Genomic DNA, 21379 nt, shown 5'->3' with positions numbered 1-21379 from the left:
TTTATTATTTAACAGTAATTACCAGCCGTTGTTTACTAAACAAATTTAAGCAAGTTATTAACCACAGCTTGTGGCTGTATATTATACAAACAGGCGTAATCTTTACGGAAACAAGGTTTATTACCATATACCGAACATGGGCGGCATTCGATATCGTCAGCTACGATATTGTCTTCCGACTGCCCATACCCCAAAAAGCCAGCGTAATGGTGCGTTGCACCCCAGATGGATACCACCGGGATGCCCTTTAAAGATGCCAGGTGCATACCTGCCGAATCCATACTTAACATTACGCTTAATTGGCTAATTAACACCAGTTCCTGCTGCATATTGAGTTTTTGTATTACTGAAATCACGTTACTGTATTTTGCTTCCCATCCCGCGCATATTTCCTGCTCAAGCGGCGATCCCCCAAATAAAAAAACTTTAACGTTTTGGGTGCTTAGTTTATCAAACACCTCCTCCATTTTTTCCATAGGATAGGTTTTGCCTTTATATTGAGCAAAGGGAGTTATACCTATCCAGGCTATATCTTTTACACCCGTAACTGCGGTTATTTCTGCAGTTACTTGTTGAGGATCATTTACCAATTGATAATCCAGGTCTACCTTAAAACCTAACGCCCTAAAAACATCTGCATAGCGTTCATGCATGCGCTTTAAGGGTTTTAATACTTTATATGGGAAACGGGTTAACAGCTTTTTTTCGGTACGGCCCTTATCAACATATTTACCCTTGATGCCTGAAAAACGAAACAACCTCCGCAGTATTTTAGTACGCAGACTATTATGCAGATCGGCAACGGCATCATATCTTCCTTGCTTTTGAAGATGGCTTTTTAAATTTAAAAGGCCGGTAAAACCATCATACTCATTTTTTACATCGGCAGCAAAAAAATTAAGCCGTGGTATACCTGCAAAAAACTCGGCAAATGCAGGACGCGAAACGTAAGTGACGGTAACTTGGGGGTTTTGATCAAGCAGGGCTTTGATTACAGGCACCGTCATGGCTACATCGCCCATTGACGAAAAACGCATAACCAGCAGGTGCTTGTTGCCTTCCATTTACTTTTTATTGTACAAAACCGGGTTAAGTGCCGGGTCGTTATACATTTTCATCTGGCGGTAAACCTTCATGTACTTATCACCCTGTTCAATATCGGCCAACAGTTCATCTATTGCTAGTGACAGATCAATTTGCTGCTGAAGTAATATAGCCAGCTTTTGGCTGCATTTTTCTAATTGCGCGGCATTGGTATCGGTACGCAGGGTTTCCTCGCGCATATGCCATATTTTCAGCACCAGAATGGATAATCGATCAACCGCCCATGCAGGACTTTCTGTATTGATACGGGCTGATGATTTGGGTTGTACACCTTTATATTTTTCAAAGAAATAAGTATCAATTTCCTCTACAATATCGGTACGATCCTGGTTTGATTTATCAATGCGGCGTTTCCATAACAAAGCCTCTGCGGGGTCAATGGAGGGGTTCCGTATTTCGTCCTCCATGTGCCATTGGGCCGTATCTATCCAGCATTTAGCATATAGTACATTATCGATGGTTGCGGCATCAAAAGGATTAGGACAAACCTTATCAATATCGTTATACTGGTGATAATCGGCTACGGTTTGTTCAAATATGGTATTGCACTGCTTACTAAACATGATAAATTATAAAATTCAAAGATACCCTATTTCCCTGCTCTATCCTTTATTTTTTGAATAATTGAGGTTGAGGAATAGCCATCTACAAAGCTAATGGTTTTAACCTCACCCCCGTTTGCCATCACTTCTTTAGCACCTGCAATATTTTCAACGGCGTAATCAGCGCCTTTCACCAAAATATCAGGCAATAAAGTGGCAATTAGTTGCTGCGGTGTATCTTGTTCAAAAACAACTACCGCGTCAACAAAAAATAAGGCCGCCAATAACATAGCACGGCTATTTTGGTCATTCACTGGTCTGTCATCGCCTTTAATACGTTTTACGGATGTGTCGGAATTTAAACCGATGATCAATTTATCCCCCAATTCTGCCGCTTTAGCTAAATAAGTAATATGGCCTATATGCAACAAATCAAAAACACCATTGGTAAACACCACCTTTTTACCCTCGTCTTTCCATACGCTCATTTGATTTTTAAGCGATGGCAGATCGATTATTTTATTTAAAAGGGATTGTTCCAGGTTGTTTCTCATTTAATAATTAAAATAAATTATCAACCGCGGTGCATAGTATATGGCCAACCAGAATATGTATTTCCTGTATACGTGAAGTCGTGTCAGATGGTACCACGACATTCAAATCGCAAAGCCCGTTCATTTTACCACCATCTCTGCCCGAAAGGCCCAAAACCTTACAATTGTTTTCCTTAGCAGTTTGTATAGCATTGATAATACCCTGGCTGTTACCACTGGTAGATATAGCTATAAACAAGTCGCCGGGTTGTGCCAAAGCGGCTACCTGTCGCGAAAAAACAAAATCATAACCATAATCATTCGCTATTGATGTTATGGCCGATGTGTCAGTAGTAAGAGCTATCGCAGGCAACGCTTTACGATCTTTTACAAATCGCCCGGTTAGCTCGGCCGCAATATGCTGAGCATCTGCCGCGCTGCCGCCGTTACCTGCCAGTAAAACTTTATTACCACTTTTTATGGTGTCGGTAATTAGTTGACATGCCGCTTCAATATCAGGCACTAATATGTCAATTACCTTTTGCAGTGTATTTTGATGATCGTGCAGTTGCTCAATAACCATGTTGTGTGTTATATAATAATGTCATTTCGAGCGACAGAGAGAAATCTATACATATTTTCGGATTATCGTGTGTATAGATCTCTCACTATGTTCGAGATGACAATTTAATTTGTTTTAATATTAATCTACCCGTTTGACCTTTTCAAGTCAAATACATTTTTAATTTCCTGCAATGATAAAGCATTTAAGCATCTTTCTTTGTATAAACCACCTTTTCGGGCAGTTAATACCCCATATTTCATATCCAAAAAGCCCTCGTTACGGTGTGCATCCGGGTTAATGGATAACCAAACACCTTTATCCAAAGCATACTGGTGCCAGCGCCAATCCAAATCTAAACGCAACGGGTTGGCATTAATTTCAATGATCACATTATTTGCTGCACAGGCGTCAATTACCTTTCTGTAGTCGATAGAATATCCATTTCGGCTTAACAACAACCGGCCTGTTGGGTGGCCCAATATCGTGGTGTAAGGATTTTCAATAGCTTTAATCAACCGTTCAGTGGCCTTCTCTTCGGTCATTTTTAAATTAGAGTGTACCGAAGCCACAATAAAATCAAATCGTTTCAATATTTCATCCGGGTAATCCAACGATCCATCATTTAAAATATCTGATTCTATTCCCTTAAAAATATGGAACCCGTCAAGGTTTTTATTCAGGTGGTCTATCTCCTCGTGCTGTTGTAATACACGCTCAATACTTAAGCCTTTAGCGTAAAAGGCGCTTTTGCTATGATCACACATACCCAGGTATTCCAACTTTAACTCATCACGGCAATACAGTGCCATTTCTTCTATCGTATTTACACCGTCGCTCCAGGTACTATGGTTATGCAGCGTACCTTTCAGGTCATGTTCGCTTATTAACTGGGGTAATTGGTGCTTTGCAGCCCTTTCAATAAAATCAGTTCCTTCGCGCAGTTCAGGTAAAATAAAATCTATACCGGCTTTAACAAATATCAATTCTTCGCTTTCGGGCTGGTCAACGCCTTCATCTATATCCCTTAAAATAGTGGTTGTAAACTCTTCATCACCTGTGCGGATAAACAATTCCCTGTAATAATATCTCTTCTCCACGCAGTAAATGCTCACTTTCAGGCCACTCTCCAGTTCCCCACTGATATGCCCGCAACCTTCATCCTTCATTTTAAATATAAAGTCCGATTCTAAGACCGTACTAATCGCCATTTCCTGATCGCGGCTACCTAATACAAAAACCAATTCCGTAACAATTTCACATAAACGCCTAAATTCTCCGGCAAAACCCACCAATGCACCCACAAAAACACTTTTTAACAGGTTGCGTAAAGCACGTGCGTCTTGCTCAATTTGAGCATATAAAAATTTGCCATTACTGGCCATACTAAACTCAATGGCTTTACGTATCTCGTCCTGTGTTTTTAAACCGAAGCCTTTGGCTTCTATTAAGCGATTCTCATTACAGGCATAATACAACTCTCCCACATTATCAATCTCCATTTCGCGCCAAATGGTAGCTACTTTTTTAGCGCCTATGCCTTTTATCTTCATCATTTCTACCACACCCGGAGGGGTTGCGGCCAATAGATCCTCCAACTCGGCCATTGTGCCTGTTTGCACCAGTTCTCTTACTTTGGCGGCTACACTTTTCCCTACGCCGTCTATCTTCTCCATTTCCTCAACGGTTTTACCGGATATTTTAAATGGCAGCTTATCTACCTTAAAAGCAGCATTGGCTATTGATTTTATTTTAAACGGATTTACCTCATGCAGTTCCATGAGTTGCGATAGCAGGCGAAGCGCGCGGGCAATGGGTTTATTTTCCATAATGGTTTAACCCCGTAAAAATACAAAAGGTTTTTGTTAGTTGATAGAGGATGGAGAGGACTAAAGATGAGTTAACAAATACACACCTAGAATTAACAATAGAGTTCCGACACTTAAACCTTTAATATCAACCCCTAATCGATCTTGCTTGCCTTTTTTAAAAATTCTAATTTGATGAATAGTAAGCCATCCACCAAATATTAGACAAGCAATACCACCAAATAAATATGTATAATTCATAATTATCAATTAGTGAACCACCACATCGTACTCCATACGTGCCTGCGGAGTGCGCATCATTTGGGTAATGCCTTTTATTTGTTGATAGTATTTAAAGTTATCACCAAGTTCTGATTGCAGGACGCGGCTTTTTACATGTGCGCTGATATCCATACCCAAAGCACTAAACATACTTTTTTGCTCGGGATAGGTTACCAGTTTATAGTCTTTTAACTTAGCCATTTTAGCGGCTGATTTAACCGCATCGCTTATGTTTCCTAACCTATCAACCAAACCAATTTTAAGGGCTTGCTCGCCTGTCCATACCCTGCCCTGGCCAATGCTGTCAATATAGGCTTGTGTTTTTTTACGGCCTGCAGCTACGGCTTTGGTGAAATCGTCATAACCCCGGTTAACCTGCTTTTGCAGGATGGCTTTTTCTTCGTTAGTGAGCGGGCGGGTCATATCACCTAAATCAGCGTATTTGCCGGTTTTTACCCCATCAAAGGTTACACCCAGTTTATCGTTAAAAAGTTTTTGCAAGTTAGGTATCACAGCGAATATACCTATTGAACCCGTAATGGTATTTGGCTGCGCGATGATAGAATCGGCCGCACATGCTATATAATAACCACCTGAGGCAGCTACATCACCCATAGATACAATAACAGGTTTAACCTTTTTGGTAAGCATCACTTCCCGCCAAATAACGTCTGAAGCCAGCGAACTGCCACCCGGCGAGTTTATACGTAATACCACCGCTTTTACTTTTTTATCCAGCCTAACCTTGCGTATGGCTTTTGATGTAGTTTCGGACCCTATAATATTATCATTACCCTCACCACCTGTAATATCACCCGAGGCGTATATAACCGCAATTCGGCCTTCAGCCGGGCTGGCTTTATCTACATCATCTTTGGTAGTGGTATGAGTATAGTCTTCAATTTCAATGCTTTTTATATCGTCCTTAACATCCATGCCCAACCGGTTTTTTACATCTAACAGTATTTCATCTTTATACTTCAAACCATCAACCAATTTATACTTTACAGCATCTTCAGGCTCCTGTATCAATAAGTTGTTTGCATAATTAAACAAGCTATCCTTATTTATTTTACGGCTGGTGCTTATGCGGGTTAAAAAATGGCCGTATAATGAACCTACGTAAGATGTTACCTGCTGACGATTAGCATCGCTCATTTTGGTTAGCACATAAGGCTCAACCGCGCTTTTATAGGTACCTACTTTTATTATCTGGGCCTCGATACCCAACTTATCCAGCGCACCTTTTAAAAAGGTTATTTGCGAGCTAAACCCGCCAAAATCAAATATACCTTTAGGGTTGATATAAACTTTGTCAGCTACTGATGCCAGGTAATAAAAGCTCTGGGTATATATTTCAGAGTAGGCAATAATAAACTTGCCCGACTTTTTAAAATCTATCAATGCATTGCGTATCTCTTCAACGGTTGCTTCGCCGGCGTTTAACTGGCTCTCATCTAAAAAAATACCCTCAATGTTATCATCGGTTTTAGCTTTTTTAATATTAGCCAAAATATCATTTAACCCGATATTTTTATCATCACTTAATCCTAATAGTGGTACACCTTTAAGCGGATTTTCAGGTGTACGCTCGGCTATTTCCTTAGTAAACTGTATATGTAATATGGAGTTTGCTTCAACATTTGTAGTCTTTTCACCACCCGCTGCCGCTATTATCCCTACAATAAAAAAGAAGGCTATTATCATCGTAAAAAATAAGCCGACAATAGTAGCCAGAACAAATTTGAAGAATTGTTTCATTTAATATTATAATATTTTATAACTATGCAAACTTAACAATACATAGGTATACTATTAAGAGCCTGTTATATAATAATTGTTACAACAAATGGTTAAGGTTTTTTTATTATTGGGCAGCAATTTGGGTAATAGAAACCTGCTTTTACAACAAGCAATCAGGTGCATTGAGGCCGAAATATCACCTGTAATTAAACAGTCGGCCGTTTACGAAACACAATCATGGGGTAAAACGGATTCGCCTGATTATCTGAACCAGGTTGTATTAATACAAACTGCATTATCGGCACAACTTATACTGCAAAAAATATTAAATATTGAGTGGGTAATAGGCCGTGTACGCGAGGAAAAATGGGGGCCACGGTTAATTGACATAGATATTTTATTTTACGGCGATGCTTTAATTAATGAACCTGAATTGAAAGTACCCCATCCTGAACTGCATAAGCGTAAGTTTACTCTTGAACCTTTGGCAGAAATTGCGCCCGACTTTATTCATCCTACATTAAATAAAAAAATTTTACAGCTAAAAAACGAACTAAAAGACAACTTGATTGTTAAAAAATTTTAATTTTGGCTAACTCTAATATACATGGCAGACTATACCAACCAAGATCTTGATTTATCCCTGTTAAATGAAATTGCCGATGGCAGCGATGAATTTATTGTAGATACAATTGATATGTTTATGCAGCAAACGCCTGTTATATTACAGGAGATTGAAACTGCACTTGCTGCAAATGATTTACCTACCGCGGGTGCGGCAGCACATAAATTAAAAGCTACACTTGGCTTTTTTGGTATGCTAAACACACAAGCCCTTATTCAGCAAATTGAAAGTGGCTGTAAAACGGGAAGTATAAGTACTGATGAAGCAAAAGCAAAATTGGCAGAAGTAAATACCATTATAGCGGCAAATATGCCGGCTTTAACGCAAATTCAAACTGAAGCTAAAGCGAAGCTTTAAACCTGCGCTATCTTAAAAGTATAAGATTCCATGATGAGGTTGGCCAGCAAATTTTTGCAGGCCTCATCAACTTTAGCGTGAGCTATCTCGGCATTTTCGGCTTCAATTTCCAGCGTAATATGTTTGCCTATACGGATATTCTGAATTTCGGCAAGACCTAAATTTTTCATACTTCCGGTTACTGCTTTTCCTTGTGGGTCAAGTATCTCTTTTTTTGGCATTACGTCTATTTCAGCCTGGAACTTTGTCATTTGCTATTTTAAATTGAATTATAGATAAGGTAACGTAGAAGAATACGATCACCGGTACTGCGGCAAATTTAAAAAATAGTATCAGTATTGCCGAAAACAACAGCAGTAAATACCGATAAATATTTTTATTAAAATCTTTGTTCTTGAATTTAAGCGACATCAGAGGCATTTCTGCTACCAGCAAAATGCACATTATAAGGGCAAACGCCGATAAACCATAAGGATTAAGGATGTACCTATTTAAATTAGGATATTGATCCAATATAAGTGGGAACGACCCTATCAGCATACCATTTGCGGGTGTAGGAAGGCCGATAAATATTTCGGCTTGCCGCGTATCGGTATTAAACTTTGCCAGCCTTAGGGCCGAGAAAACGGGTATTAAAAAGGCAATAAAATTTAAATAGGGACTAACCTTATCAATTTGAGGTGCCTGCAAAAATAACTGGTACAATATTACGGATGGCAAAACACCAAAACTCACCATGTCTGCCAGCGAATCCAACTCCTTGCCTATACCCGAAAATGACTGTAAAACGCGCGAGGCAAATCCATCAAAAAAATCAAAAATGGCAGCCAGCAATACCGCGTAGGCGGCAAATATCAACTCACCCTGAAAAGCAAAAACAATACCTACGCAGCCACTGAACAAATTAGCACAGGTAATGGCATTTGGAACATGTTTTTTTACTCGCTTCCTCATTTAGCGTGCAAGGTATTAGTATTATATTAATAAATCAATAAGGATAGTTTAAGACTTATAACTGCTATAACGTAACAAGGGTTGTAAAAGTGTGAAATTCAAATAATTTCGTCGTTTTACAACCCTTACAGTTAGTTAATTATATTTTTTATGAATTCATTGATACCAAAAACTCCTCGTTGGTTTTTGTACCACGTATCTGGCTCTGTAAAAACTCCATTGCCTCCTGCGAGTTCATATCAGCCAAGTGGTTACGCAGTATCCATATACGCTGTAAATTTTCACGCTCCAACAACAGGTCATCACGGCGGGTACTTGAAGCTGTAATATCAATAGCCGGGAATATACGTTTGTTAGATAATTTACGATCCAACTGCAGTTCCATGTTACCGGTACCTTTAAATTCTTCGAATATCACCTCATCCATTTTTGAACCGGTTTCTGTTAACGCGGTAGCTATAATGGTTAATGAACCGCCATCCTCAATGTTACGGGCGGCACCAAAAAAGCGTTTAGGTTTGTGCAATGCATTGGCATCCACACCACCGGATAATATTTTACCTGACGCAGGCGCTACGGTATTGTAGGCACGCGCCAAACGGGTGATAGAATCTAACAAGATAACTACATCGTGGCCGCATTCTACCATTCTTTTAGCTTTCTCTAATACGATATTAGCAATTTTCACGTGACGCTCTGCGGGCTCATCAAAAGTTGATGATACTACTTCGGCGCGTACACTGCGGGCCATATCAGTAACCTCTTCCGGGCGCTCATCTATCAATAAAATGATCAGATAAACTTCCGGGTGGTTTTTGGCGATTGCGTTAGCCACATCCTTTAATAACATGGTTTTACCGGTTTTAGGCTGTGCCACAATTAAACCACGCTGCCCCTTACCTATCGGCGAGAACAGATCCATGATACGGGTTGAATAATTACCCGGATCAGTAAACAAGCTTAATTTTTCAGACGGGAACAAAGGTGTTAAGTGATCAAATGGTACACGGTCGCGCACCTCGGCGGGTATACGGCCGTTTATGGCTTCTACACGTACCAATGGAAAATATTTTTCGCCCTCTTTTGGCGGACGTATGCTACCACGAACGGTATCGCCGGTTTTTAAACCAAATAATTTTATTTGCGACTGTGATACATAAATATCATCAGGCGATGTTAAGTAGTTATAATCAGATGAACGCAGGAAACCGTAACCATCGGGCATTATCTCTAATACACCTTCGTTTACAATAACATTATCAAAATCCATGTTAATGGCGGGGTCCTGACTTTTTGCGGTACCGTTGCCTGTATTGTTAACACGGCGCTCAAACTTAGGCTGACGTGCCTCAGGTACGCGTTCTTCAGCTTTAGTACCCGGCTCACCTTCCTGTTGCTCAGCTACCGGTTGAACCGGAGTAATTATTTCATCATTATCAGTTTCTTCAATCACCGGCTCATCGTGCAGATCAAATAAGTTGGTATCATCCAACGGCACTTCCACTCGTGGTGTATTGCTACTTTTTATGGTGCGTATACGTTTCCGTGCTTTATCGTTGCTCTCAGCAGCGGCTGGCGCGCCTTTCTCGGCATAGTTGTTTTCAACAGTACTTTGCTGAGCCCGGGCGGCCTCAATTAATTGTTGCTGTTCAACTATACCGCTTATTAGCTGTGGTTTTCGTAGTTCGTCAGCTTCGGCAATACCTAAACTTTTGGCAATTTCGCGCAACTCAGAAACGAGCTTGTCGTTCAATTCGGTTGTATCAGACATGATATGAATTATATTTCAAAAAGATTTTTTACTTAGAATGTTATGTTTAAATGGCAGTAAGCCCATTTGTATTTTGCTTAACCTATCCTGTTGGTTTTGAATAGAAATATTTATTAAAATTTTTGAAAGAAATTTATTTTGCAGCTTGCTTCGGACTATCTAAACCAGTAACTAAAAAATAACGTGGATCTTAAATTGTTTCTTTAGCGCAAGAAAAATTCATTTGGAAAACGATACAATTTTAATCAATTAATTTAAATTATCAAAACTTTAAAAAAATATCTATATAACTGTTACACTTAAATTATTTTTTAGTTTTTTTGACCATTCAAATAATTAAAATATCCTTTCATGATATCGCGCCGGCAGTTAATAGATCAGATCAAACAAAAAAAATCATTTTTATGCGTTGGCCTGGATACCGATATTGACAAAATACCCGATTTTTTAAAAAGCTACCCCGACCCTATTTTTGAATTTAATAAACGGATAATTGATGCCACACAGGATTTATGCGTATCATACAAGCCCAATGCTGCTTTTTACGAGGCTTATGGGGTAAAAGGTTTACAAAGCCTGATAGGTACGTGGAAATATCTGCCGAAAAATACTTTAAATATTATTGATGCCAAACGTGGCGATATTGGTAACACATCGGATAAATATGCCCGCGCTTTTTTTGATGAAGCCTCATCAGGGATGAGCTTTGACGCTATTACCATTACACCGTATATGGGAAATGATAGCGTTACGCCATACTTGGCTTATGATGGTAAGTGGATAATTCTATTAGCGCTTACCTCATCAGCAGGCAGTAAGGATTTTCAATACTTAACTACCGAAAATGGTTTTTTATACGAGGCCGTAATTAAAAAAGCCAATACCTGGGCAGGTGCCGATAGAATAATGTATGTTGTTGGTGCCACCAAAAGCACCGAATTTATTGCCATACGCCAATACGCGCCTGATAATTTTTTACTGGTACCCGGTGTTGGCGCGCAAGGCGGCAGTTTAGCTGATGTTTGCCAGTATGGTATGACCAAAGATTGTGGTTTAATCGTAAACGCATCCCGATCTATCATATATGCCGGTAATGGTGAAGATTTTGCAGATGCCGCACGTGCCGAAGCATTGAAGATTCAACAGCAAATGCAGGTAGAGTTGGAGAAGGCGGGGATTATATAGTGGTGAGTAGTCAGTATCCTTAACAAACTCATCACTGACTACTCACTACTCCCAACTGACTATTAAACGTCCAATTTCCCTTCTACCGAATCATCCAACGTTTTACCGATGGCTGCGCCGGTCAGTTGTTTAATAAAGGCTACAGCATTGCCGTGTTTATTGTCCCAATAATAAGCTTCTGTAGGTTCAACTTTAACTGTCGCAATACGTGGGTCGTCCTGCCCTTCGGTAAACCAGGTTTTTAATATTGGGTTCCAGTATTTTTTAATTTTTTCTTCGTCACGGCTTAAGCTTACGATGCCATACACATTCAGGTAGTCGGAGTATTTTGATCCCTGGAAAAATAATTGTGCTAATGGTTCGTGTTCCAATTCCTGGTAAGTTCCGCTGTCGTTAGCTAATAAAAACCATAGGTTACCTTCGTCGTCTACTTCCTGTACGGTCATTGGGCGGGCTGATGATGGCAAGCCGGTTTTAATATTGGTAGTAAAAAAGCAGGTTTTGGCATCTTCTGCCAATGCTTTTAATTTGGTTATGGCTTCGGTGCCATTTAAGTTTTCAAAATTATCTTCGGGTTGTTGTTGATTAATGCTATTCATGGTTTGATTTTGATTGGTAAATGATGTACCTAACCAAAGCAGATAACATGCCAAGAATAACATTAAATAAAAAAGGTTTGGACACAACTGCCAAACCTAATCTTTAATCTTCAATAACTAATCTTTATTAAGCTAACGCTTCAGCCATAGTACGCATTTGTATCTCGATGATACGCGATCCAGGCGATTGCGTACAAGCCAGCAGCACCGCCCCTGCTACATCTTCCGGTTCCAACATTCCCGATTGGGCTACGCCTTCCTTGGTACGGCCTGTGCCTAAAGCAAACTCGGTTTTAACACCGCCCGGGCAAATAGCGCCTACTTTAATACCATGCGGACGTAATTCTTTATCCAATGCCTGCGCAAAGCCTACTTGCGCAAATTTGGTTGCGCAATAAACCGCTTCACCTGCAAAACCATACATCCCTGCCATTGATGATAACATCAAAACAGTTCCGCTTTTTTGTTTGATCATGTGCGGCACTACGTGGCGGCTAAATAAAAAGGTGGTGCGTACGTTGGTGTCCACCATAGTTTCATAATCTTCCAAACTGGTATCAACCAAATCTTTATAAATACCCATACCGGTATTGTTCAACAGGATATCAATTTTGCCGGTTACCGCTAACGCGGCTTTAACGGTTTCCTCGGCAGTTTTTTCATCGCGGGCATCACCTACAACTATGGTGGTATTTGATCCTAATTTTTTTATTTCGGCGGTTAGTTCTTCCAGCCTTTCGCCGCGGCGGGCGGTTATAACAACATGGGCGCCTTCAGCAGCTAAGGCCAATGCGCTTGCACGGCCAATACCCGCACTGGCACCGGTAATAATGGCCACTTTACCTGTTAATTTTCCTGACATAATATTTAGTTTTTTATTGGTTGATTTTAGGGCAAGATACAAATGATGTACATCTATCCAAAACCCGCTTGTCATTTCGAACGAGGTACGAGGTGAAATCTATACACATGGTTACTATCTGTGAATAGATTTCTCGCTATGCTCGAAATGACATTTGCTTTAACCCGCAAACATCACCTTACGCTCGGGGTAGCGGGTGGCATAATTATGCACCATGGTTTTTATATAATCATTGCCAGGGTATGGCGTTAAGTAATTTTTAAGTTGATGTATATCCTCTACCTGAAAATAGTGTGATATATAACCCATACCATAAAATTGTCCCTTCTCAATTAATATACAACTATGCTCATCGTCGGTACGGCCTTCATCGCGTATGGCAAATGTTGGTAATGCCTCACGTAACTCATTTAGCGCGTAAGTTACTTTTTGGTTGTAATCCTCAACCGCTCCACTCCCGGTACATGCACAGCCATCGCCGTTATTGCAGGGCTGGTTATTTTTTTGAATGAAGCATAGCTTGGAGCATAGCCCAAAATCCACAATAAGCCTGTTTAACAAGTTATAACCTTCCAGCATACTGTTGCAGGTGTACAACGTTTCGTTGCCTTTACGGTACTTATCTATAGCCAGGCGCAGGTAGCCGCGCTGGTCTTCAAAAGCGTACAAACCATAAGCATGCTCAAAACGTTTTAACGAGCGATTATACTTTGGCCACAGGCGTTTGATCTCTACCGCTTCCAGGACAAAGGCAATTAGTTCCGTGCCACATTCCTGATGCGTAATCTGGTAAATATTGCGCATAAACTCCTGCCGCTGCAAGCCTGTGTTATTCCCCGTAAAATGACTGCATACACGCTTCCTGATATTTTTGGCTTTGCCAACATATATCACCTTGCCTTTGGCATCATGAAAATAGTATACCCCCGGCGAGGATGGCAATTGCTCAATAGCTTTTTTAGGCAGATGCGGTGGTAATACCTGCTCTTTTGAGTTTTGCTTTAAGGCGGCTTTTATATGGTTATTGGTATCGCTTTGTAGTAGTAACGAGAATAGTTTTGAAGTAGCATCCGCATCGCCCATGGCGCGGTGACGGCTATCATTGTCTATATTCAACTGTTTACATAGCTTACCTAAACTGTAGGATGGCAAACCGGGCAATATTTTACGCCCTAATCTTACCGTACAAAGCTTATTGGAGTGTAGTGTATATCCCGCTGCCATTAAATGGTGGCGTACAAACGAGTAATCAAAATTTACGTTATGGGCGACAAATATTTTGCCGTGCAGCAGGTGATATATATCGGCTGCAACATCTTCAAAATCGGGCGCCGTGGCTACCATTTCATTACTGATGCCGGTTAACGCGCGTATGTAAATAGGAATATCCCTGCGGGGATTAACAAGGGTGCTGTAACGCTGGGTTACCTTTTTACCATCATGTATGCAAATAGCTATTTCGGTAATACCATTAGCACTGGCATGCCCTCCCGTCGTTTCAATATCTACAATTGCATACATGGATGTAAATGTAGTAAGTTTTGCTAATATTTTTAGTTGATTTTTTATTTAATTGATCAACGTATAACCGTTATATATCCGGTTAGCGGCTTTTCTTTCACCCCTTTAATAACATAATAATACACCCCAAACGGAACGGGCACGCCATTGCTATAACCATCCCATGACGCTGAATTACCGATTGAATTATAAACACGTGTACCATAACGGTTCATTATCTCTACTGTAATTTTAAGACTAGGATTTAAATTACTGATTTTCCAGGTATCGTTTATACCGTCACCATTAGGGGTAAAAGCATTGGGTATGCTAATATCTTTATAAACAGTAAGCGTACCATCAACATAACTTAAAGTGTAATTTGGTGACGAGCCACCACTTACGGTTATAGGGTATACGCCAACATCAGAAGCCTGCGTAGCAGTTGTAGCAGCAACTGGCTGTGTGGTTAACTGCATTGTACTCTCACCATTTACAAAACCTTGGTAGGTAATAGTCAAGGTTGGGTTGGCATCCCCATAAATTTTTGTTTTACTATCTGCAGTAATTGTTAGTGACGCTGGTGTAACGGTTATACTTCCTGGTTGGTAAGTTACATCATAATTTCCTGCTGTAAATGTACCACCTGTAGCTACCGACGCTATAACCGAGCCATTATAAGTACCCACGTTGGCCGTTGCTACCGAACCTACTGTATAAGTGATACTAACACTACCAGCAGTTTCTCCATTTTGAAGACCAGTTACTACAAAAGCCGTTGAGCCTGTACTGCCTGTAAGAATACTCCCATAAACTTTGCTTACGTTAGTTGCAGTTACTGTTAATGGAGCAGGTGTTACTGTGCTTGTGGGCATTGGGCTATTAACGGAAGCAGCACCGGCACTTGTTAAATTGATGTTACCAAAATAACTACCCGCAAATGTGGTTTGCTTTAGCCTAATATAAACCGGGATTGCAGTAACAGTACCTGCCGAACCAATCGTTATGGTATTACTAAAAATTATATTATCAGCACTTACCTCAAAACCTGCCGGTGGCGTAACCAAAATTCCGGCGGTTAAGTTACTGCCCGAAACTGTAAAACTTGTTGATAATGATGGCGTACCGTATATGGTAGTAAGTGGTTGTAATGTACCGGATGTAGTTATAGCCGGACCCGCAGCAGCTACAACAATATTGCCGGGCATGTACGTTATAGCATAGTTACTTGCCAAATATCCATTACCACCCACCGCTGCAGATGGTACTACTGATCCACTATAAGTACCGGAGAGAGCATTTGCCGCCGCGCCATTGCCATAAGTTATTGTTACCGTGTTTATAGTTTCGTCATTTTGTAAACCGGTAACCGTAAAATCGGTTGAACCGGGCCCGCCTGTAAGCGTATTTCCTAAAGATTTATTTATATTATTAGCGGTGATGATTAGTTGGGCCAGAGCTATTGTTATAGGCCCGCTATTATAGTTGATAGTATAATTACTCAATAAAAAACCATTGTTACCCCTTAGGTTTGATGAATGAATTACATTGTTATATATACCAACCGGGTCTCGCCCTGTATTTCCACCGGTTAAAGTAACATCTATGGCTGTTGCTGTTTCCCCATTTTTTAGGCTCGCATTAATTACACTAAAATCAAAATTAGAAGGTATAAGCGTCATATCATTTAATACATCGCCATAATTTATAAGAGCATAGATATTAATGTTTATAGGAAATGGGGAAACTGTACTATTGGGCATAGTTACATTTACATCCGGTGCGCCAGAACTACTTAAAAGTATATTACCTGAGTGAATGCCCGCAGCTGTAGTTCCTTTTAGCCGGATATAAACAGGTGTTGGTGCTATTATGCCGCTACCTGGAACGGTAACCGTGTTAAAAAAATTACTGCCATTTATGCTCACTTCAAATCCGGCGGGTGGGGTAACCAATATACCTGATACTATATTTACACCTGATACCATAAAACTTGATCGTAAAGACGGTGTACCATAAGTAGTACTTACTGTGGACGGGCTACTGGTAGTAGTTATAACCGGCGTTATAGCTGCAGCGTTAACTGTTATATTAAAAGTTATTGGTTGACTGCAGTCAGCGTGTGGTACATATAAATTACCTGTTGAATATAGTAGCCCCCCCAAGTTAAATGTTGATGTTACTGTTAATGAAGTTGTGTTAACAACAGACATAGTGTTATCGCCTGAATTGGAAACGTAAAGTAAATTACCATTATCACTTACTGACAAACCAAAAGGGCCGGGCCCAACAGGTATTGTTCCAATGATCATGCTAGTAGTTGTGTTTATTATAGACACAGTTTTATCCCCCCAATTGGATGCATAAAGACGAGTTCCATCCGGACTTAACACCATTCCACCTTGAGCATTAGCGCCAATATTGATACGCGCTGTAACGGTAGATGTTGCTGTGTTAATGACCTCTATCTCATGTAGAGTACGGTGAATAACATACAAAGTTTTATCATCATTACTCAATAATGTATATAGCGGTTCGGGGTCTATATTTATAGTAGAAACAACAGTTTTTGTTACTGTGTTTATCACTGATATTGTTCCATCTGTATTACATACATACATTTTACTTCCATCAAAATTTAAAGATAGTCCCATTGGCTTATTTCCAACAGCAATTCTGCCTATTACTGTGTTTGTTAAAGCATCTATCTCGGCTATAGTGTTAGTAGACCACTCACATACATAAACCCTTAAATTATCTGGGCTAACTGCTATCGCCTCCGGTCTCGAATTAAGTGGTATTGTAGCTATCACCCTATTAGTAGGCATATAAATAACACTTATGTTATTAGAAGCAAAGTTCCCAATATAAACCCTATTATAGTCATGGCTTATGGCAACTCCCCACGGACTACTACCCACTGGTATTGTAGTAATCAATGCGTTAGTTGTCGCATTTATTACTGATACAGTATTGCTATTAGTAAGGGGAACGTACAATAACGGCGGCTGTGACGAAGGACCAACTGGCGTAGCAGTAATGGTAGCATTAATAGGGCTTCCGGTAATATTTGTTGCTGTAAACGCGGCAATATCTCCAGTACCGCTGGCAGCAAGGCCAATAGCAGGATTACTGTTAGTCCAAGTATATGTGCACGTAGTTACCGGGAAATTAACAACTGCCGTTTGACTACTAGCATTAACCGTTTGACTAGTTTGCGCCTTTAAAACTGTTGGAATACTTATCACAAAAAACATGATAAGTCTAATCCAGAATAAATAAAATCTTAAAGGCTTCACGTTCCTAATTTACATTTAGTTGTTAATTACCACAAAAAAAGAGGCCAATAAGGCCCCTTCATGTTTTGACTACTCTCTAATTAACCGCTAATCTCTACTTCTTTCCCTTCTTCGCCTGTACTTTCTGCTGCTCGCGCATCATTTCTTCCATTTTAGCGGCAAAGCCTGATTTTTTCTTTTTAGGATCAACAGGGCGCTTTTTATTTGCTTCAATTTGAGCATGTATTTTTTTATCGTCAACCATCAAGCGAATTAAATACTGCTGTAAAAACGTAAACATATTTGCCAGGAAGTAATAATAATTTAAACCTGATGGATAGCCATTTAACGCACCTAAGAATATGATTGGGGTAATGTATCCAATATACTTCATCTGGCCGGTTACACCCGATATTTGGTTGTTAAAATAGGTATATATCAAGGTCGATATAGTCATCAACACACACATTAAGCTTAAATGGTCGCCGATAAACGGGATAGAGAAGCCAAATTTGATGATATCATCATAAGTCGACAAATCATTCATCCATAAAAAGCTTTGTCCGCGCAACTCAAATAAACTTGGGAAAAAACGGAAGAAGGCAATAACTATAGGCATTTGCAGCAGTAAAGGCAAACAACCGCCTAGTGGATTAACCCCGGCTTTTTTATAGAGTTTTAATTTTTCCTGCTGTAGCAGTGTAGGATTATCACTACCAATCTTGGCTTCAATTTCGTCGGTTTCGGGCTTTAAAACACGCATCTTAGCCATTGAAAGGTATGACTTATAGGTAAGCGGCGATAAAACCAATTTAAGGATAATGGTTAATGCCAAAATAATTAAGCCATAGTTCCAGTTAAAATGATTTAGCGCGTTAAATATGGGTAATACAGCATAACGATTGATATATTTTAACGGTCCCCAACCCAAATTGATCTGCTTTTCTAAATCATGGCCCTGAGCCTGTAAAGTATTGAAACGGTTAGGACTAAAGTAAAACTCCATCGGGAAGCTTCCATCGGCACTACGTGCAATTACCAGGTTAGCTTTTAATTGCTTTATTTCATTATGTATAGCGGTATCAGTAACTACCGCGAATTTAGCTTTACTAAAACCTTCTTTACTTAATAATACGCTTGAAAAGAAGTGTTGTTTAAATGATACCCATTGTAATTTTTGATCAGTTATTTCCTTTTGATCGTCTTTAGTATCGCCTAAAGTGCTAAAATCATTCTCCGCATCAAGGTATTGGATCATGGAATACTCACGATCTAACACCGGGCTTTTTTCCAGCCTGTTTAAATTACTTAACCAATCTAAAGTAATTGAGTTACTGTTGGCAATTACATTATCTAACCCGGTTGCTTTTATAGTAAAACCAACTTTATATCCTTCGCCTTTTAAACTGTATATATAATCAATGTATTGAGTAGCACTGTAGCTTAAACGCATTGTGATTGACGACGAATCTGTGCCGGCAACTTTTAACTCGGTCGCGCTTGGCGTAAAGTAACGGTCGTTGGTATTGATGTTGGCAGTGCCTGCAGCAGAGAAAGTAAAACCAAATTTATTTTTATCGCCATCAAATAATATTAACGGTTTTTTATCGTAGGTTTTAAATTTTTTCAACTCAACCGAATAAATACGGCCGCCACGGGTGGTTAATTTAATGCGCAGGTCATTATTTTCAACAGTGATCAAATCTTCGGTGCCACTTATAGTGCCACCGAACGGGCTTTTTAAAGCAGCCGAATCAACCGCTGGTTGAGCGGCTTTTGAGCTATCGATCTTAATTTCAGCAGGGGGTGCAATACCGGCTCTTTTTAGCGAATCTATATGTTGTTTCTCTCTCTCTTTTTGCAACTCAGTCTCGCTCGGTTTTAAAAAATATACCGAGCCGGCTATAATGAGCATGATCAGGAATAATCCTGTAAACGTATTTCTATCCATTACTTAATTTTATCGTACAAGTACTATTTTTTTCGGGCGTAAGCCAGTGAAGCGGCGACAAAGTTAATAAAAAGTGGATGCGGATTAGCAACCGTTGATTTTAATTCGGGGTGGAACTGCGCCCCTATAAAAAATGGGTGATTTTTAAGTTCAACTATCTCCACCAAATTATTATCAGGATTAAAACCAGATGGAATCATACCAGCTTCTTCATATTTTTTTAAATAATCGTTGTTAAACTCATACCTGTGCCTATGGCGCTCGCTTATATGCAACTTACCATATATAGCTGCAGCTTTGCTTCCTTTTTTTAGGTCGCAGTCATAAGCACCTAAACGCATGGTACCACCTTTGTTCACTACTTTTTTCTGCTCTTCCATCATGGCAATAACCGGATTATTGGTATCAGGGTTCATTTCGGTACTGCTGGCATCTTTTAGGCCTAAAACATTACGGCCAAACTCAACCACGGCGCATTGCATACCTAAACATATACCGAAGAAGGGAATATTATTTTCGCGCACATAGCGTATCGCCTCAATTTTGCCTTCAAAACCACGTTCACCAAATCCCGGTGCAACCAATACCCCATCCAGGCCTTTTAATTTTTCAATAGCATTACCCGGGGTTAATTGTTCTGACGGTATATACTGTACTTTTACTTTACACTCGTTTTTAGCACCGGCGTGTATAAACGATTCGATGATAGACTTATAAGCATCGGGCAGTTCCACATATTTCCCTACCAAACCAATACAAACTTCGGATGTAGGGTTTTTTAAGCGGCCCAAAAAATCTTTCCAATTTTCAAGATCCGGTTCACTTTTATTAGGCAGTTTTAATTTAGATAATACTGTTTTATCCAGTTGCTCTTTCAACATCAATAATGGCACATCATAAATAGTTGATGCGTCTATTGATTCGACAACGGCATTAAGGTTAACGTTACAAAATAATGCGATTTTTTTTCTCAGATCCTGTGTAAGGTGATGTTCGGTACGGCAAACCAATATATCCGGCTGTATACCATACTCTAATAACATTTTAACAGAGTGTTGTGTAGGCTTGGTTTTTAATTCGCCCGCAGCAGCCAGGAAAGGCACCAATGTAAGGTGTATTACTATTGCGTTGCTTGAACCTACTTCCCACTTAAACTGTCGTACAGCTTCAATATAAGGCAACGATTCAATATCACCTACGGTACCACCTAATTCGGTAATTACAATATCGTATTTACCGTCTTCGCCCAATATGCGTATGTTACGTTTTATCTCATCAGTAATATGCGGAATTACCTGTACAGTTTTACCTAAAAAAGCACCCTCGCGTTCTTTATTGATCACATTTTGGTAAATACGGCCGGTAGTAATATTATTTGCCTTGGATGTAGGCGTATTTAAAAAGCGCTCATAATGGCCAAGGTCAAGGTCGGTTTCGGCTCCGTCCTCGGTAACATAACATTCGCCATGCTCATATGGGTTTAATGTTCCGGGATCAATATTAATGTAGGGATCAAACTTTTGAATGGTTACGCTGTAGCCACGAGATTGCAGTAACTTAGCTAAAGATGCCGATATAATACCCTTGCCTAACGACGAGGATACACCGCCCGTAACAAATATATATTTAGTCATGTTTTGTTTTGAAAATGGAGCCGGTTTTAAGCCGAAACCAAATGTTTGTGTACGGGATACAAAAGTAAGAAAATATTTGGGCTTGCTGA

The 21379-nt window shown here is 39.8% G+C and carries 20 protein-coding genes; 4 read left to right on the top strand and 16 right to left on the bottom strand.

All coding sequences use genetic code 11. From position 1 onward, the window contains the following. Positions 1-35 precede the first annotated feature (35 nt). The 7 genes from ACYVJ6_RS05130 to sppA all read right to left on the bottom strand — a co-directional run bounded on the left by ACYVJ6_RS05130 (position 36) and on the right by sppA (position 6592). Positions 36-1064, bottom strand: coding sequence for a glycosyltransferase family 9 protein (locus ACYVJ6_RS05130; protein WP_460692952.1), 1029 nt, complete (start codon positions 1062-1064; stop codon positions 36-38). Beyond that, complete coding sequence (locus tag ACYVJ6_RS05125; RefSeq protein ID WP_460692951.1) at positions 1065-1667, bottom strand: DUF4254 domain-containing protein; 603 nt, start codon at positions 1665-1667, stop codon at positions 1065-1067. Between the two features lie 26 nt (positions 1668-1693). Further along, complete coding sequence (gene rfaE2 / locus ACYVJ6_RS05120; RefSeq protein WP_460692950.1) at positions 1694-2200, bottom strand: D-glycero-beta-D-manno-heptose 1-phosphate adenylyltransferase; 507 nt, start codon at positions 2198-2200, stop codon at positions 1694-1696. A 7-nt stretch (positions 2201-2207) separates the two neighbouring features. Continuing rightward, positions 2208-2762, bottom strand: a complete 555-nt coding sequence (gmhA, locus tag ACYVJ6_RS05115; RefSeq protein ID WP_460692949.1) for a D-sedoheptulose 7-phosphate isomerase — start codon at positions 2760-2762, stop codon at positions 2208-2210. A 125-nt stretch (positions 2763-2887) separates the two neighbouring features. Next, a complete protein-coding gene (locus ACYVJ6_RS05110; RefSeq protein WP_460692948.1) occupies positions 2888-4570 on the bottom strand; it encodes a helix-hairpin-helix domain-containing protein in 1683 nt (560 codons plus the stop codon). A 60-nt stretch (positions 4571-4630) separates the two neighbouring features. Next, positions 4631-4810, bottom strand: a complete 180-nt coding sequence (locus ACYVJ6_RS05105; protein WP_460692947.1) for a hypothetical protein — start codon at positions 4808-4810, stop codon at positions 4631-4633. Positions 4811-4819: 9 nt separating this feature from the next. Beyond that, positions 4820-6592, bottom strand: a complete 1773-nt coding sequence (sppA, locus tag ACYVJ6_RS05100) for a signal peptide peptidase SppA (RefSeq protein ID WP_460692946.1) — start codon at positions 6590-6592, stop codon at positions 4820-4822. A gap of 88 nt (positions 6593-6680) precedes the next feature. On the opposite strand from sppA, the gene folK reads away from it, so the two are divergent. Both folK and ACYVJ6_RS05090 read left to right on the top strand, forming a co-directional pair. Then, a complete protein-coding gene (folK, locus tag ACYVJ6_RS05095; protein WP_460692945.1) occupies positions 6681-7160 on the top strand; it encodes a 2-amino-4-hydroxy-6-hydroxymethyldihydropteridine diphosphokinase in 480 nt (159 codons plus the stop codon). A 21-nt stretch (positions 7161-7181) separates the two neighbouring features. Continuing rightward, positions 7182-7556, top strand: coding sequence for an Hpt domain-containing protein (locus ACYVJ6_RS05090; RefSeq protein WP_460692944.1), 375 nt, complete (start codon positions 7182-7184; stop codon positions 7554-7556). Here the strand turns inward: ACYVJ6_RS05090 and purS are convergent. The 3 genes from purS to rho all read right to left on the bottom strand — a co-directional run bounded on the left by purS (position 7553) and on the right by rho (position 10281). Next, positions 7553-7807: a phosphoribosylformylglycinamidine synthase subunit PurS gene (gene purS, locus ACYVJ6_RS05085; protein WP_460692943.1), complete on the bottom strand. Its 255-nt coding sequence runs from the start codon at positions 7805-7807 to the stop codon at positions 7553-7555. The genes ACYVJ6_RS05090 and purS overlap by 4 nt on opposite strands. Beyond that, positions 7788-8510 carry a CDP-diacylglycerol--serine O-phosphatidyltransferase gene (gene pssA / locus ACYVJ6_RS05080; protein WP_460692942.1) on the bottom strand — a complete coding sequence of 241 codons (723 nt, stop codon included), beginning with the start codon at positions 8508-8510 and terminating at the stop codon, positions 7788-7790. Before pssA ends, purS begins: the two co-directional genes overlap by 20 nt. A gap of 148 nt (positions 8511-8658) precedes the next feature. Next, positions 8659-10281 carry a transcription termination factor Rho gene (rho, locus tag ACYVJ6_RS05075; RefSeq protein ID WP_460692941.1) on the bottom strand — a complete coding sequence of 541 codons (1623 nt, stop codon included), beginning with the start codon at positions 10279-10281 and terminating at the stop codon, positions 8659-8661. Positions 10282-10635: 354 nt separating this feature from the next. Between rho and pyrF the strand changes: the two genes are divergently transcribed. Beyond that, the gene (pyrF, locus tag ACYVJ6_RS05070; protein WP_460693300.1) at positions 10636-11466 is read left to right on the top strand and encodes an orotidine-5'-phosphate decarboxylase; all 831 of its coding nucleotides are present in this window, start codon (positions 10636-10638) and stop codon (positions 11464-11466) included. Positions 11467-11528: 62 nt separating this feature from the next. On the opposite strand, the gene ACYVJ6_RS05065 is transcribed toward pyrF, so the two are convergent. The 4 genes from ACYVJ6_RS05065 to ACYVJ6_RS05050 form a co-directional block, all read right to left on the bottom strand. Continuing rightward, positions 11529-12065, bottom strand: a complete 537-nt coding sequence (locus tag ACYVJ6_RS05065) for a pyridoxamine 5'-phosphate oxidase family protein (RefSeq protein ID WP_460692940.1) — start codon at positions 12063-12065, stop codon at positions 11529-11531. 127 nt (positions 12066-12192) lie between these two features. Further along, on the bottom strand, positions 12193-12927 hold the full coding sequence (locus tag ACYVJ6_RS05060; RefSeq protein ID WP_460692939.1) for an SDR family oxidoreductase: 735 nt from the start codon (positions 12925-12927) through the stop codon (positions 12193-12195). Between the two features lie 159 nt (positions 12928-13086). Continuing rightward, positions 13087-14448 (bottom strand): exonuclease domain-containing protein, encoded by a 1362-nt coding sequence (locus tag ACYVJ6_RS05055; protein WP_460692938.1) that lies wholly within the window; start codon positions 14446-14448, stop codon positions 13087-13089. A gap of 56 nt (positions 14449-14504) precedes the next feature. Then, positions 14505-17426: an MBG domain-containing protein gene (locus ACYVJ6_RS05050; protein WP_460693299.1), complete on the bottom strand. Its 2922-nt coding sequence runs from the start codon at positions 17424-17426 to the stop codon at positions 14505-14507. Between ACYVJ6_RS05050 and ACYVJ6_RS05045 the strand changes: the two genes are divergently transcribed. Further along, positions 17320-17616 carry a hypothetical protein gene (locus ACYVJ6_RS05045; RefSeq protein WP_460693306.1) on the top strand — a complete coding sequence of 99 codons (297 nt, stop codon included), beginning with the start codon at positions 17320-17322 and terminating at the stop codon, positions 17614-17616. The genes ACYVJ6_RS05050 and ACYVJ6_RS05045 overlap by 107 nt on opposite strands. Before the next feature lie 204 nt (positions 17617-17820). Here ACYVJ6_RS05045 and yidC read toward each other — a convergent pair whose 3' ends face one another. After that, positions 17821-19656 carry a membrane protein insertase YidC gene (yidC, locus tag ACYVJ6_RS05040; RefSeq protein ID WP_460692937.1) on the bottom strand — a complete coding sequence of 612 codons (1836 nt, stop codon included), beginning with the start codon at positions 19654-19656 and terminating at the stop codon, positions 17821-17823. A 23-nt stretch (positions 19657-19679) separates the two neighbouring features. After that, complete coding sequence (locus ACYVJ6_RS05035) at positions 19680-21290, bottom strand: CTP synthase (protein WP_460692936.1); 1611 nt, start codon at positions 21288-21290, stop codon at positions 19680-19682. Between the last annotated feature and the right edge of the window lie 89 nt (positions 21291-21379).

It is taken from the genome of Mucilaginibacter puniceus (genome assembly GCF_054783175.1).
The sequence above is the reverse complement of the archived record's forward strand: the minus strand, read 5'-3'. Positions and strand labels throughout refer to the sequence as shown.